Source organism: Rhodanobacter sp. DHG33 (genome assembly GCF_014843005.1).
Taxonomy (GTDB): Bacteria; Pseudomonadota; Gammaproteobacteria; order Xanthomonadales; family Rhodanobacteraceae; genus Rhodanobacter_A.
Window position 1 is genome coordinate 565,362 of the sequence record NZ_JACYXM010000002.1, and the last position, 12,558, is coordinate 577,919.

Sequence of the window (12,558 nt, forward strand, 5' to 3'; positions counted from 1 at the left end):
TTTACATTGACGGCGCCGCCATGGCCGCCGGCCTATAGTTGACGGCATCCATCCCCTGAAGGATCGAACCATGAGCGGCTTCCGCATCGAACACGACAGCATGGGCGAATTGAAGGTGCCGGCCGATGCGCTGTACGGCGCGCAGACCCAGCGCGCGATCGACAATTTCCCGATTTCGGGGCTGCGCCTGCCGCGCGAATTCATCCGTGCGCTGGGGCTGATCAAGGCCGCCGCCGCCGAGGCGAACCTGGCGCTGGGGTACCTGAAGAAGGGCCAGGTCGCGGCCATCCGCAAGGCCGCGCTGGCGGTGGCGCAGGGCGAGCACGACGCGCAGTTCCCCATCGACGTGTTCCAGACCGGCTCGGGCACCAGCACCAACATGAATGCGAACGAGGTGATCGCCCACCTCGCCGCGCGCGCCGGCGCCAAAGTGCACCCGAACGACCACGTCAACTACGGGCAAAGCTCGAACGACGTGATCCCCACCGCGATCCACGTCAGTGCCACCCTGGTCGCGCACGAACGGCTGCTGCCCGCGCTGAAACACCTGAAGAAGACCATCGACCAGCGCGCGCGCCAGTTGCGCCACGTGGCCAAGACCGGCCGCACCCACCTGATGGATGCGATGCCGGTGACCTTCGGCCAGGAGCTGTCCGGCTGGGCCGCCCAGGTCGGCTCGGCCATCGCGCGCATCGAGGACGCGCTGAAGCGCATGCGCCGCCTGCCGCAAGGCGGCACGGCGGTGGGCACCGGCATCAATGCCGATCCGAAGTTCGGCGCGGCGGTGGCGAAGGAGCTCAAGAAGCTCACTGGCGTGCGTTTCGAGGCGATGGAAAACCCCTTCGAAGGCATGGCCGCACAGGATGACGCGGTGGAGCTGTCCGGCGCGCTGAAAGCGCTGGCCGTGGCGCTGATGAAGATTTCCAACGACCTGCGCTGGATGAATTCGGGACCTTTGGCCGGGTTGGGCGAGATCGAGTTGCCTGCGTTGCAGCCGGGCTCCTCGATCATGCCCGGCAAGGTGAACCCGGTGATCCCGGAGGCCACCGCGATGGTGGCCGCGCAGGTGATCGGCAACGACGCGACCATCACCATTGCAGGGCAGTCCGGCAACTTCCAGCTCAACGTGATGCTACCGCTGATCGCTTACAACCTGCTCGAATCGCTGGGCATCCTGGCCAACGTCTCGCGCCTGCTTGCCGACAAGGCCATCGCCGGGTTCAACGTCAACAAGGCCAGGGTGAACCAGGCGCTGGCGATGAACCCGATCCTGGTCACCGCGCTCAACCCGGTGATCGGCTACGAGAAGGGGGCTGCCACCGCCAAGCAGGCGTACAAGCAGCACCGGCCGATCATCGACGTGGCACTGGAGACTACCGGTCTATCGAAGGCCGAGCTGCAGAAACTGCTAGATCCGCTGGCGCTGACCAAGGGCGGCATCCATGGCGGTGGCTGATGCCGCCACCGGGCCATGCGTCAATCCTTGCGCTCGGTCTTGTTGTCGTCCCTGCAACTGCTCACTGAGGTCGCATCCATCAGCGCCGCATAAGGCTGGAATGCCGGCAGGCTGGTGGCGAGCTGGTCCTGGGCGTTCTTGATACCGGCCAAGTCGTCGCAGATCTTCATTGCCTGGTCAGTGATCTTCTGGGTCTGCGCTTCGACGCGCTTGTCCACCGCGTCCTCGTCACCGTTGGCGGTTTCGGCCACGCCCTTGATCACTTCGGCCGCCATCCCCGCGCCGGCCCTTCCGGTCGCGATGCCGTGCTGGCGGATCGCGGTGGCATTGGCGTAGTAGCTGAGCAGCAGTTCGCGCTGATGCTCGTCGACGGCGACCTCCTTGCCGTCGACGCTCAAGCTGCCGCTCTTGTCAATGGTGGCCTCGGGGCCGCTATTGGCGCTTAGCACGACCAGATCGCCGCGCATGGTGATGTGGTCGTGGCTGGTGTTGCTGTCGCCATTGCAGCCGGCGAGCAGGGCGCACAGGGTGAGCAGCGGGAAAAGGTGTCGCTTGAACATGCGGATTTCCTTGCTTGTGGAGCTTGGGTGAAGGGGTTTACGCCGCGTGCTGCACGGGCGCGCACGGTGGGTGCGGCTGCTTGCGCGCATCCGGCGAGCGCCATTCCGGATGGTCGTAGGGAATATCGTTTTCCCAGAACCACGGATAGCAGGTCGGTCCCAGCGTGGCATCGAGCAGATAGCGATACAGGCCTTCGGCATTGGAGCTGTTGCTCATGATCAGCACGCAGTTGCGCGACTCCTGCAGGCACAGCGCCAGATTGTTGGTGCCGTCGTCGTGGCCGGTCTTGAACCAGGCTGGCCCTTGCGCGGACTGGAACACCGTCACGCCCAGCGCAGTCGAGAGACGGATGCCGTCATTGTCGTGAGTGGTGTCGCTGTCCAGCGTGGGGAACTGCTGCACCGAATCGATGCGCTGCACCGGCTTCAGCCACTCGGCGCGCGCTTTCGCGCCGAGCCCATCGCCGCGCACCATGCCGGCCAGCAGCTGCGCATAGTCGCGCGGGGTCGTGTCCATCGAGCCGGCCGCACGCACGCTGCCGCGCCGCTTGTGGCCCAGCGGCTTGCCGTTCTCGTCGTAGCCAATGGCCAGGTTGTCGGCGAAATCGTCGCGCCAGGTCATCGAGGTGCGGCGCATGCCGAAGCGGTCGAACAGTTGCTTCTGCATCAAGGCCGCAACGTCGATGTGCTGGCCGTTTTCCAGCACGAACTGCATCAGGTTGATGCCTTCGCCGGAATAGGCGTAGCGGCTGCCGGGTTCGACGTAGATCTTCAGCTTGCCGTTCGGGTCGTAGGCGGTGGCGCCCGGCGGGAAGTAGCGGAAATTGGGAAAGCCGGCGCGATGGGTCAGCAGCATGCGCGGGGTGATCGCGCGCCAGCGCGGGTCATCGGCGAGGTCGGCGTACTTGTCGTAGTCGGGCAGGGGCTTGGGCAGCAGCTTGGCGATCGAGACATCGAGATCGAGCCTGTCCTGATCGAGCAGGCGCAGCGTGGCGTAGGTGAAGGCGGCCTTGGTGATCGAAGCCGCGTACATCACGGTGTCGACGGTGAGCGGCAGCTGCTTTTCGACATCGCGCTGCCCGTAGGCTTGCAGGTGCACGATCTTGCCGTTCTCGATCACCGCAAGGGCCACGCCGGGCACGTGCGCGGCCTGCATCAGGCGGGTGACTTCCTTGTCCAGCGCAGCCCCACGCAATCGGGCAGGGGCGGTGTTCTCGGCATGGATTGTGGTGGCGAAGAGCAGGCAGCCACCCAGGAACGCTTTTGAAGCGAACGAAAACCCGCCGGCCGTACTCATGATGCCTCCGTGGTGCATGGTGGGCGGTCCGCAGGGCGGAGATGCCCCGCGGCTGGCGGGTGGCGTAGTCAGTCGGAGAACACGACGGTGCCCTTCTTGCCGTTCTGATCCATGTCCTTGCCGCAGTCGTCGACGTCTTTCTGCGTCATCGTGGCGTAGGGTTGGAAGGCGGGCATCGCGGCGGCCAGCTTCTGCTGCGAGACCAGCATGTCGGGCAGCCGCTTGCACAGGCGCAGCGCGGCGGCCTGGATCTGGTCGGTCTGCGGCTTGATGCTGGCCTCGATGTCCTTGTCGCTCTTGCCGAGGAACGCCCCCAGGATCGCCTGCTTGGCCGCAGCTACGCCGATGTCTGCCCCGCTAGCACCGATGTCCATGCCGGCATCGGCGATGCCGATGATCTGCTGGCGGTATTCCAGCAGCATGGCGTGCTGCTCGGGCGTGGCGTCGATCGGCTTGCCGGCGATTACCAGGGTGCCCTGCGGGGTGATGACCGCTTTGGGCAGCTTGCTGTCGTCGTCGCCATCGTCGTGCTGCTGCCCCTTGTCACGGAAGTGCACGCTGCCGACGCTGATGTCCTGGGTCAACAGCTCCTGCTTGGCCTGGTCGATGCCCTTCTGGACTTCCGTGTGGATGGCCGATGAGGAAATCTGCTGCTGCGCGTCCTTCACGGCTTGCGCCGCATTGTCGTTGGCGCCGTTGCTGGATGACTGGCTGCATGCCGTCAGCGGCAGCAGCAGGGCCAGTGCAAGGAAGCTGCCGGTGATCGTGTTGCTTTTCATGAGTAGGTTTCCCCGTATGGATTCGATGGGATATCAGGTGTCATCGCGCCAGCGGCGCAACCAGATCGCAGCAGCCAGCAGGGCGAGGCCCGCGACGGCGCCGATCCAGAAGCTGGGCGTGGCCATCACGCTGTAGGCATTGCCCAGGTTGAGGAAGTCCAGCGTGTGCTCGGGACCGCCGCCCGCTTCCACGAAGTTCCGCTGACCCAGCCAGGTCCCCGGGAACACGCTGAGCAGGGCACGGGCAAATACATCGTGCCAGTACCAGCCGCCGTCGAAGATGCGTCCGCTCATCAGCTTGAACCAGGCCAGCACCATGCCGACTGCCACCGGCAGCACGGCTGCCCACAGGAACGGCTTGCTGCGGGCCCAGGCGGAACAGAGCAGCAGCCAGCCGGCGCTGGGCAGCGCCCACAGTGCGTACAGCGGGATGGCGCCGATCAGGTTGGCGGTAACCCGGAACGGGTGCGCATAGGTCAGCAGGTGCCACAGGCTGACGCCATGGAACGACAGGGTGATGGCGAACAGCAGCAGCATGCCGATGCCGGTGAGCACGCCACAGACCACCGCGATCGCCGGTGCCAGCACGGTGCCGGCGACGACCTTGGACAGCACGGTGGCCGTGTCGGACAGCGGCAGCGATTTCCAGAACAGCAGGCTGCGGTCGCGTCGGTCATCGTAGAGCGCGCCGAGGAAATAGAAGAACACCACGAAGCCCAGCACGATGCTCGTGAACATGCTGGTGGACAGCATCACGAAATCCAGCCCGACACCGATCCTGGTCGCGTCGTTGTCGCTCAGCGCGCGGTTGAGCAGGCCCATGTTGTTGCCGATGAAATCGCTGTGGGCATTGAAGTTGCCCAGGACTTCGCCGGCGACGATGCCCATCAGGTTCAGCAGCAGGAACACGCCGCCGGTGATCACCGGCGCCCACAGGAAGCCGCCGCGGTGTTCCCAGAACTCGCGTTTCACCAACCAGTAGAAGGTTTTCATGCGTAGGTTCCTTTCATGGTGGCGACGAACAGGTCGCTGACGGAGGGCCGGCGCACTTCGCCCAGCGCCTCCAGCTGCGCGCGTGCCGCGCCGTCGAACAGGAAGATGCTCTTGCCGAACACCTGGCGCTCGTCCATAGGCTTCAGTGCGCGGACCTCGGCGGCGCGCTCGGCGCTCACCATCACCTCGGTGAAGCGTTCGCCCACGGCGTCCATGTCGGCATCCAGCACGATCTTGCCGTCGCGGATGAACATCAGGTCGGTGAGGATGTGCTCGACTTCCTCCACCTGGTGCGTGGTGACGATGATGGTCTTGTTCTCGTCGAAGTAGTCTTCCAGCAGGCTCTGGTAGAACTGCTTGCGATAGAGGATGTCCAGGCCCAGCGTGGGCTCGTCCAGCACCAGCAGGCGTGCGTCGATGGCCATCACCAGCGCCAGGTGCAGCTGCACGATCATGCCCTTGGACATCTGCTTCACGCGCAGGTTGGGCGTGAGCTTGGTGCGGGCGAGAAAGGCTTCGCACTTCTTGCGGTCGAAGCGCGGATGCGTGTTGGCGACGAAGTCGACCGCCTCGCTCACGCGGATCCAACGCGGCAGCACGGCGACGTCGGCGATGAAGCAGACCTGCTCCATCAGCTTGCCGCGCTGCTTGCGCGGGTCGAGGCCGAGCACGTTCAACTCGCCCTGGAAATCGGTGAGGCCCAGAATGGCCTTCAGTGCAGTGGTCTTGCCGGCGCCGTTCGGGCCGATCAGGCCCACGATGCGGCCGGGCTGGATCTCGAAACTCGCACTATCCAGCGCGGCGGCGTTCTTGTAGCGCTTGCTCAAGCCACGGGCGGAGACGACGGCGTTCATGCGTGCTTCTCCGGTTCGGACGGCGCTTCACGCAGCAGGGTCTTCAGGTCCAGGCCCAGCCGCTGCAGGCGGGCGTAAAGCGCAGGCCATTCCTCGCGCAGGAAACGCTCGCGTTCGGACTTCAAGAGTTCTTCACGTGCACCCTCGATGACAAACATGCCCAACCCCCTCCTTTTTTCAACCAATCGTTCATCGACCAGCTCCTGGTACGCCTTCGACACGGTCAGCGGATTGATCTGGAAATCCGCGGCCACCTGGCGCACCGACGGCAGCGGGTCGCCCTCGTTCAAGGCGCCATCCAGGATCATCGCCACCACGCGTTGGTGGAGTTGGCGATAGATCGGGATGCTGTCGTTCCAGGTGATGGTCATGGATTATTCCTTGCTGCTGGTGCTCGTGGTGGTGCCAAAGGAATAGTAGGGCATGGCCAGTTGCGCCCCGATCTGCGCGCCGGCGCCGTTGGCGATACCCACCGCGGCGTTTTCCAGCATGGAGGCGGCCTTCATGTCGGCGCTCGAGGGGGTGACTTCGACGGGAGCCAGGTTGGTCACGTGGATGCCGTTGATCCAGGCAACCGGGGCGGCGTGGGTCGTCGGCAGGGTGACTGCGGCCAGGGTCAGGCTGGTCATGACCACGGCGGCGGCGGAGGCGATCCAGCGGCGGGCGGGGACCAGGGTGGTGGCGAATACGTCGCTGGTAGCGGCGGCCGGGTTATGGGTGCTGAGCTTCGCGTTCATGGCATTGCTCCTCTGGTGAACTCGTTGTGTGGTGTTGTAGTGAACTATAACACCGACTTTTGACCCGTCAAGCGAAATCTGCAGCTTTGGCAACATGACTGATGGCAGGGGTGCCCAGATCGGCACCGGACCCGTACCGGAACGGGGATGAATCCGAAACAATCCGGCAATAAGCTGGCTGGATCGAATCTGTTGTTCGGAACAGGAAACGACCATGACGCAATTGGTAGGCGCGCTGCAGGACCTCAACGATCTCTATTTCTTCGCTGCAGTAGTCGAGCACGGCGGTTTTTCCGCAGCGGGACGGGCGCTGGGCATGCCCAAGTCGCGGCTCAGCAAGCGGGTGGCCCAGTTGGAGGACCGGCTTGGCGTGCGCCTGCTGCAGCGGACCACGCGCCGCTTCGTGGTGACCGAGGTCGGCGAACGCTTCTATGCGCATTGCCGCGCGGTGCTCGAGGAAGCGCGCGCAGCCCAGGCGGCGGTGGACGAATTGCGCGCCGAGCCGCGCGGCGTGGTGCGGCTGAGCTGTCCGGTGTCGCTCACCCAGACCGTGCTTGCCCATGTGCTGCCGGACTTCATGGCGCAGTACCCGCGCCTGCAGGTGCGTGTGCTGTCCAGCAACCGCCGCGTGGATCTGCTCGGCGAGGGATACGACCTCGCCATCCGCGTGCGCAGCAAGCTCGATACCGACGCCAACATGGTGGTGCGCAGCTTCGGCCAGTCGCGCGTGCTGCCGGTGGCCAGTCCCAAATTGCTCGACACGCTGGGGCGCCCTGAGCATCCCGGTGAGCTGGCGAAATTTCCCGCGCTGTCGATGCAGGAGCACGAGGGGCCGCAGACCTGGGAGCTGATCGACGCGGCGGGCGAGCGCGTGAACGTGGAAGTGAATGCGCGCCTGATCTGCGGCGATTTCGCCGTGTTGCTGGAAGCGGCGCGACGCGGCCTCGGCGTGACCCTGCTGCCGGAATTCGTCTGCGCCCCGGCCGTGACCAGCGGCGACCTGGAAGTGCTGCTGCCCGAGTGGAGCGCTCCGGAAGGCACCATGCACTTCATCTACCCCAGCCGCCGCGGCATGCTGCCTGGCGTGCGCGCGCTGGTGGATTTCCTAGCCGAGCGTTTGCCCGCCACCACCTTGAGCAAGCACGAAGAGTGCAGGAAGCGGCCGGTGTGACCATGCTACGCTTTCGTTTGGACTTCCATACGGTAATGCGATGAAGATCGACACCAAGCTCCCCAAGGTCGGCACCACCATTTTCAGCGTCATGAGCCAGCTCGCGCTGGAGCACAAGGCGGTGAACCTGGGGCAGGGCTTTCCCGATTTCGAACCGCCGCAGGGCCTGCGCGACGCGCTGGCGCGTGCGATGAACGAAGGCCGGAACCAGTACGCGCCGATGCACGGCACCGCGCCGCTGCGCGAGCAGATCGCGCTGAAGACCGAGCGCATGTACGGCCATCGTCCCGACGTGGACGCCGAGATCACCGTCACTTCCGGCGCCACCGAGGCGCTGTTTGCCGCGATCGCCGCCGTCGTGCGCGCGGGCGAGGAAGTGATCGTGTTCGATCCCGCCTACGACAGCTACGAGCCGGCGATCGAACTGCAGGGCGCGAATGCGGTGCACATCCCGCTGATCGCGCCGAGCTTCGCGGTGGACTGGCAGCGTGTGCGCGATGCGGTGACGCCCCGGACCCGCATGATCCTCGTCAACAGCCCGCACAATCCGTCCGGCGCGGTGCTGTCGGCAGCGGATCTCGACGAACTGGCGGCGATCGTGCGCGACACCGACATCGTGGTGCTGTCCGACGAGGTGTACGAGCACATCGTCTACGACGGCCGCGAACACCAGAGCGTGCTGCGCCATGCCGAACTGGCGGCGCGCAGCATCGTGGTTTCCTCCTTCGGCAAGACCTACCACTGCACCGGCTGGAAGCTGGGCTACGCGGTGGCGCCGCGTGCGCTCACGGCGGAGTTCCGCAAGGTGCACCAGTACCTCACGTTCTGCAGCTTCCATCCCGCGCAGCAGGCCTTCGCCGAATTCCTCGCCAGCGATCCGCAGCACTACCTGGAACTGCCTGCGTTCTACCAGGCCAAGCGTGACCGATTCCGCGCGCTGCTGGCGCCGTCGCGCTTCAAGCTGCTGGACGTGCCGGGCGGCTACTTCCAGTTGGTGGACTACTCGGCGATCCGCGACGAAGACGATCTCGCCTTCAGCCGCTGGCTGGTGGAGCAGGGCGGGGTGGCGGCGATTCCGTTGACGCCGTTCTGCGAAACCGCGCCGGGCACGCGCCTGCTGCGCCTGTGTTTCGCCAAGAGCGACGCCACGATGGAGGCGGCTGCCGAACGGCTGTGCAAGCTGTGAGTCTGCAACCCTTCACCGTTTCGCTGGTGCAGGGCGCCACGCGCTGGCACGACGCGCCGGCCAACCGCGACTATTACGGCGCCCTGGTGCGCCGTGCGCGCGGCAGCGATCTGATCGTGCTGCCGGAAACCTTCCTCTCGGGTTTCAGCAACGACACTCGCGCCAGCGCGGGGACGATGGATGGCGAAGGCGTGGCATGGCTGCGCGCGCTGGCCGCCGAGGTCGGTGCGGTGATCTGCGGCAGCCTGGCGATCCGCGAAGGCGATACCGTCTACAACCGCCTGCTGTGGATGCGTCCCGACGGCAGCCACGAGCAATACGACAAGCGCCATCTGTTCCGCATGGCCGGCGAACACACGCGCTATGGCGGCGGCAGCGAACGGCTGATCGTGGAGCTGAAAGGTTGGCGCATCCTGCCGCAGGTCTGCTACGACTTGCGCTTCCCGGTATGGCTGCGCAACCGCCGGCTGGAAAGCGCCGCGGGCGGCATGGATTACGATCTTGCCCTTTTTGTGGCCAATTGGCCTGCACCGCGCCGCCAGCCGTGGCGCACCCTGCTGCGTGCCCGCGCCATCGAAAACCTTGCCTGCGTGATCGGCGTGAACCGCGTGGGCGTGGACGGCAACGAGCTGCCTTACGCCGGCGACAGTGCCGTGATCGATCCGGTGGGTGAGACGCTGGTGGAATGCGGCGCACTGGAACAGGTCGCCACGCTTACCCTCGACCCTGCGCCGCTGCTGGCGCACCGCGAGCGCTTTCCGGTGTGGATGGACGCCGACGAGTTCACGCTCGACATCCGCTGAAACTTTCGTCGCAGAAGCACGCGCTGCACGCGAGTGCTTCTGCGACGGACCGGGTCAGGCGCATTCGTGTATGCGATGCGCTTCCTACAGGATGGCGAGGACGCTTTCCGGCGGCCGGCCAACCACGGCCTTGCCGTTGGCGACCACGATGGGACGCTCGATCAGGATGGGGTGGGCGGCCATCGCGGCGATCAGCGCCTCATCGTCCAGCCTGGCCTCGGCGAGGCCGAGTTCCTTGTAGATGGCCTCGCCGCTGCGCAGCAGCTGGCGCGCAGAGATGCCCAGCAGCTTGAGCAGCCGCCGCAACTCGGCGGCGTCGGGCGGCGTGTCGAGGTAGTTCACCACCTCGACGTCGTGGCCTTCCAGCAGCGCCAGCGTGGCGCGCGACTTGCTGCAGCGGCTGTTGTGGTAGATGCGTACCATCAATCGGGATCAGCGGTTGCCGGAACGGCCACCGCCGTTGCCGCCACGTCCATGCGGACGATTGCCGCCGGGACGGCCGCCGCCGTGCGGCGGACGATTGCCGCCCTGGCCCTGCGGACGGCCACGGCCGCCCGGACGGTTGCCGGCGGAGCGGCCTTCGCCACCCTGGCTGTTGCCGAAGCCGCCGTGTCCGGCATGGCCACCACCGTGACCGCCACCGGAGCCGCCATAGGGATTGGCGTTGCCGAAACCGCCCTGACCGGCGCCGCCGCGCGCACCGCCGGCAGCGCCGCCGGGCTTGCCACCCCGGCGCCTGTTGCCTTGGCCGCCGCTGGCTGGACGGGCGCCGCCATCGCGGCTGTCGCCGGCGAACCAGGTGCGCACCGAAGGCAGCTCCTGGCCGGGCGCGATGCCACGCTTGTTCTTGCGCTGGAAACCGTTGCTCGCTGGGCGTTCCGGGCGGGCGACGTTGCCGTTCACTTCCTTGCCCGGACGGCGGCGCTGCTGCCGGCCGCGCGCGGGTTCTTCGCGGATACGGTCGTAGGCGCGCAACTCGCGTGCCTCGTCCTGGTGGCCGCTGCTCCAGCCGCTGCTGGAACCGCTCTCGGGACGGTATTCGGTGACGTTGCGGTTGGCGCGGCGCTGGTGCAGCACCGGGCTTAGGGTGAGCACGGGTTGCGGCGAGCCGAGGCCGGCAGTCTGGCGCAGCTGCTTTACGGCTTCTTCGTCCAGCGTGGCGCTGTCGTCGCGGCGCAGGGTGCGCGGCAGTTCGATGGTGCCGTAGCGGATGCGCTTGAGGCGGCTGACCAGGAAACCCTGCGAGTCCCACAGGCGGCGAACCTCGCGGTTGCGGCCTTCGCGGATCACCACGCGGAACCAGCTGTGGCTACCGCCGCGGCTGATGACGGCGATTTCGTCGAAGCGGGCGGGGCCGTCTTCCAGCTCCACGCCGGCCTTGAGCTTCTCGATCACCTCGTCGGGCACTTCGCCGTGCACGCGGCAGAGGTATTCGCGCTCGATGCCGCTACGGGGATGCATCAATGCGTTGGCGAGCTCGCCGTCGGTGGTGAGCAGCAGCAGGCCGGTGGTGTTGATGTCGAGGCGGCCCACGGCGACCCAGCGCGCGCCCTTGAGGCGCGGCAGCTGCTCGAACACGGTGGGGCGGCCCTCGGGGTCTTCGCGCGTGGTGAGCACGCCTTCGGGCTTGTGGTAGATCAGCACTTCGGTGTCGCCGCGATTGTCGGTGGCGACCACGAACTGCTTGCCGTCGATCACCACGCGGTCGCCCGCGTGCACGCTGGTGCCGATGGTGGCGGCCTGGCCATTGAGTTCGATTTCGCCGGCCTGGATGCGCTGTTCCAGCATGCGGCGCGAGCCGAGGCCGGCGTTGGCGAGCACCTTGTGCAGGCGCTCTTCCAGCGGCGCGCTCTCGGTGAGCGGCGCGCGCTTGAGGGATAGGGTGGATTTTTTCGGCGCAGTCATGCGCGTTGCTCCTCAGGAATTCTGTGCGGTTTCGCCGTCTTCGGCGTCCGCGGGGGCCGCTGCCTCGTCGGCAGTGGAGGGTTCGGTTTCGCCGGATTCGGCGGTGTGTTCGGTGGTTTCCGCGGCGGATTCGGCAGGCGCCTCGTCCGTTTCGGCATGGATGTTTTCGTGTTCGTCGGCTTCCGCTTCCGCGTCTTCCACTTCATCCGGATCGATCGGCAGGTCCTTGATGACGCGGGCGGGCAGCGGGGTCTGCTCGAAGCCCATCTGCGGATCTTCCATGTCGCGGATTTCGGACAGCGGCGGCAACTGGTCCAGCGATTTCAGGTTGAAGTAGTCGAGGAAGGCGCGGGTGGTGCCGAACAGCGCCGGCCTGCCGGGCACGTCGCGGTAGCCCACCACGCGGATCCATTCGCGTTCTTCCAGTGTCTTGACGATGTTGCTGGAGACCACCACGCCACGGATTTGTTCGATCTCCGGGCGGGTGATCGGCTGGCGGTAGGCGATCAGCGCCAGCGTCTCCAGCAGAGCGCGCGAGTAGCGGCTGGGCTTCTCGGTCCACATGCGCGAGATCCATGGGTGCACGTCCTGACGCACCTGGTAGCGGAAGCCGGAGGCGACCTCCTTCAGCTCCACGCCGCGGCCTTCGCAGTCGGCGGCCAGTGCTTCCAGCGCGCGGGCGATCTGCTCGTGGCCGACTTCGTCGGTTTCGCTGAACAGGTCGCCCAGCTGGGCGACCGTCATCGGCTGGCTGGCGGCGAGCAGGGCCGCCTCGACGATGGGTTTGAGTTGCTCGATCTGCATGGTTCCCGATGCC

The 12,558-nt window shown here is 66.3% G+C and carries 14 protein-coding genes; 4 read left to right on the plus strand and 10 right to left on the minus strand.

The window, feature by feature from the left end; all coding sequences use genetic code 11:
• The first annotated feature begins 70 nt into the window (after positions 1-70).
• Complete coding sequence (locus tag IHE46_RS05510) at positions 71-1,456, plus strand: class II fumarate hydratase (RefSeq protein WP_192163602.1); 1,386 nt, start codon at positions 71-73, stop codon at positions 1,454-1,456.
• 20 nt (positions 1,457-1,476) lie between these two features.
• Here the strand turns inward: IHE46_RS05510 and IHE46_RS05515 are convergent, their stop codons facing one another.
• From IHE46_RS05515 to IHE46_RS05545, 7 genes are all read right to left on the minus strand, one after another.
• Positions 1,477-2,016: a DUF2884 domain-containing protein gene (locus tag IHE46_RS05515; RefSeq protein ID WP_192163603.1), complete on the minus strand. Its 540-nt coding sequence runs from the start codon at positions 2,014-2,016 to the stop codon at positions 1,477-1,479.
• Between the two features lie 37 nt (positions 2,017-2,053).
• Positions 2,054-3,313 carry a serine hydrolase domain-containing protein gene (locus IHE46_RS05520; protein WP_192163604.1) on the minus strand — a complete coding sequence of 420 codons (1,260 nt, stop codon included), beginning with the start codon at positions 3,311-3,313 and terminating at the stop codon, positions 2,054-2,056.
• 68 nt (positions 3,314-3,381) lie between these two features.
• Positions 3,382-4,092 (minus strand): hypothetical protein, encoded by a 711-nt coding sequence (locus tag IHE46_RS05525; RefSeq protein ID WP_192163605.1) that lies wholly within the window; start codon positions 4,090-4,092, stop codon positions 3,382-3,384.
• A gap of 33 nt (positions 4,093-4,125) precedes the next feature.
• Positions 4,126-5,085, minus strand: coding sequence for a hypothetical protein (locus tag IHE46_RS05530; protein ID WP_192163606.1), 960 nt, complete (start codon positions 5,083-5,085; stop codon positions 4,126-4,128).
• Positions 5,082-5,939, minus strand: coding sequence for an ABC transporter ATP-binding protein (locus tag IHE46_RS05535; RefSeq protein ID WP_192163607.1), 858 nt, complete (start codon positions 5,937-5,939; stop codon positions 5,082-5,084). Before IHE46_RS05535 ends, IHE46_RS05530 begins: the two co-directional genes overlap by 4 nt.
• On the minus strand, positions 5,936-6,310 hold the full coding sequence (locus IHE46_RS05540; RefSeq protein WP_077485172.1) for a GntR family transcriptional regulator: 375 nt from the start codon (positions 6,308-6,310) through the stop codon (positions 5,936-5,938). Before IHE46_RS05540 ends, IHE46_RS05535 begins: the two co-directional genes overlap by 4 nt.
• Positions 6,311-6,313: 3 nt before the next feature.
• Positions 6,314-6,676 carry a hypothetical protein gene (locus IHE46_RS05545; protein ID WP_192163608.1) on the minus strand — a complete coding sequence of 121 codons (363 nt, stop codon included), beginning with the start codon at positions 6,674-6,676 and terminating at the stop codon, positions 6,314-6,316.
• A 214-nt stretch (positions 6,677-6,890) separates the two neighbouring features.
• Between IHE46_RS05545 and IHE46_RS05550 the strand changes: the two genes are divergently transcribed.
• Genes IHE46_RS05550 through IHE46_RS05560 form a run of 3 tightly spaced genes read left to right on the plus strand, consistent with a single transcriptional unit; the run spans position 6,891 to position 9,836 of the window.
• The gene (locus tag IHE46_RS05550) at positions 6,891-7,847 is read left to right on the plus strand and encodes a LysR substrate-binding domain-containing protein (RefSeq protein WP_192163609.1); all 957 of its coding nucleotides are present in this window, start codon (positions 6,891-6,893) and stop codon (positions 7,845-7,847) included.
• A gap of 40 nt (positions 7,848-7,887) precedes the next feature.
• Complete coding sequence (locus IHE46_RS05555) at positions 7,888-9,033, plus strand: pyridoxal phosphate-dependent aminotransferase (RefSeq protein WP_192163610.1); 1,146 nt, start codon at positions 7,888-7,890, stop codon at positions 9,031-9,033.
• Positions 9,034-9,035: 2 nt separating this feature from the next.
• Positions 9,036-9,836: an amidohydrolase gene (locus tag IHE46_RS05560; protein ID WP_192163770.1), complete on the plus strand. Its 801-nt coding sequence runs from the start codon at positions 9,036-9,038 to the stop codon at positions 9,834-9,836.
• Positions 9,837-9,920: 84 nt separating this feature from the next.
• Here IHE46_RS05560 and arsC read toward each other — a convergent pair whose 3' ends face one another.
• From arsC to scpB, 3 genes are read right to left on the minus strand one after another with little or no spacing between them, the layout of a single operon-like run.
• Complete coding sequence (gene arsC, locus IHE46_RS05565) at positions 9,921-10,259, minus strand: arsenate reductase (glutaredoxin) (protein ID WP_192163611.1); 339 nt, start codon at positions 10,257-10,259, stop codon at positions 9,921-9,923.
• 9 nt (positions 10,260-10,268) lie between these two features.
• A complete protein-coding gene (locus tag IHE46_RS05570) occupies positions 10,269-11,741 on the minus strand; it encodes a pseudouridine synthase (RefSeq protein ID WP_192163612.1) in 1,473 nt (490 codons plus the stop codon).
• Positions 11,742-11,753: 12 nt separating this feature from the next.
• A complete protein-coding gene (gene scpB, locus IHE46_RS05575) occupies positions 11,754-12,545 on the minus strand; it encodes an SMC-Scp complex subunit ScpB (protein WP_192163613.1) in 792 nt (263 codons plus the stop codon).
• Positions 12,546-12,558: the final 13 nt, after the last annotated feature.

What these genes read in the sequence shown, in the direction of transcription:
- IHE46_RS05520 (WP_192163604.1), bottom strand. Translation starts at nt 3,313, where the DNA reads ATGAGTACGGCCGGCGGGTTTTCGTTCGCTTCAAAAGCGTTCCTGGGT.
- arsC (WP_192163611.1), bottom strand. Translation starts at nt 10,259, where the DNA reads ATGGTACGCATCTACCACAACAGCCGCTGCAGCAAGTCGCGCGCCACG.
- IHE46_RS05555 (WP_192163610.1), top strand. Translation starts at nt 7,888, where the DNA reads ATGAAGATCGACACCAAGCTCCCCAAGGTCGGCACCACCATTTTCAGC.
- IHE46_RS05545 (WP_192163608.1), bottom strand. Translation starts at nt 6,676, where the DNA reads ATGAACGCGAAGCTCAGCACCCATAACCCGGCCGCCGCTACCAGCGAC.
- scpB (WP_192163613.1), bottom strand. Translation starts at nt 12,545, where the DNA reads ATGCAGATCGAGCAACTCAAACCCATCGTCGAGGCGGCCCTGCTCGCC.
- IHE46_RS05510 (WP_192163602.1), top strand. Translation starts at nt 71, where the DNA reads ATGAGCGGCTTCCGCATCGAACACGACAGCATGGGCGAATTGAAGGTG.
- IHE46_RS05535 (WP_192163607.1), bottom strand. Translation starts at nt 5,939, where the DNA reads ATGAACGCCGTCGTCTCCGCCCGTGGCTTGAGCAAGCGCTACAAGAAC.
- IHE46_RS05550 (WP_192163609.1), top strand. Translation starts at nt 6,891, where the DNA reads ATGACGCAATTGGTAGGCGCGCTGCAGGACCTCAACGATCTCTATTTC.
- IHE46_RS05570 (WP_192163612.1), bottom strand. Translation starts at nt 11,741, where the DNA reads ATGACTGCGCCGAAAAAATCCACCCTATCCCTCAAGCGCGCGCCGCTC.
- IHE46_RS05515 (WP_192163603.1), bottom strand. Translation starts at nt 2,016, where the DNA reads ATGTTCAAGCGACACCTTTTCCCGCTGCTCACCCTGTGCGCCCTGCTC.
- IHE46_RS05530 (WP_192163606.1), bottom strand. Translation starts at nt 5,085, where the DNA reads ATGAAAACCTTCTACTGGTTGGTGAAACGCGAGTTCTGGGAACACCGC.
- IHE46_RS05540 (WP_077485172.1), bottom strand. Translation starts at nt 6,310, where the DNA reads ATGACCATCACCTGGAACGACAGCATCCCGATCTATCGCCAACTCCAC.
- IHE46_RS05525 (WP_192163605.1), bottom strand. Translation starts at nt 4,092, where the DNA reads ATGAAAAGCAACACGATCACCGGCAGCTTCCTTGCACTGGCCCTGCTG.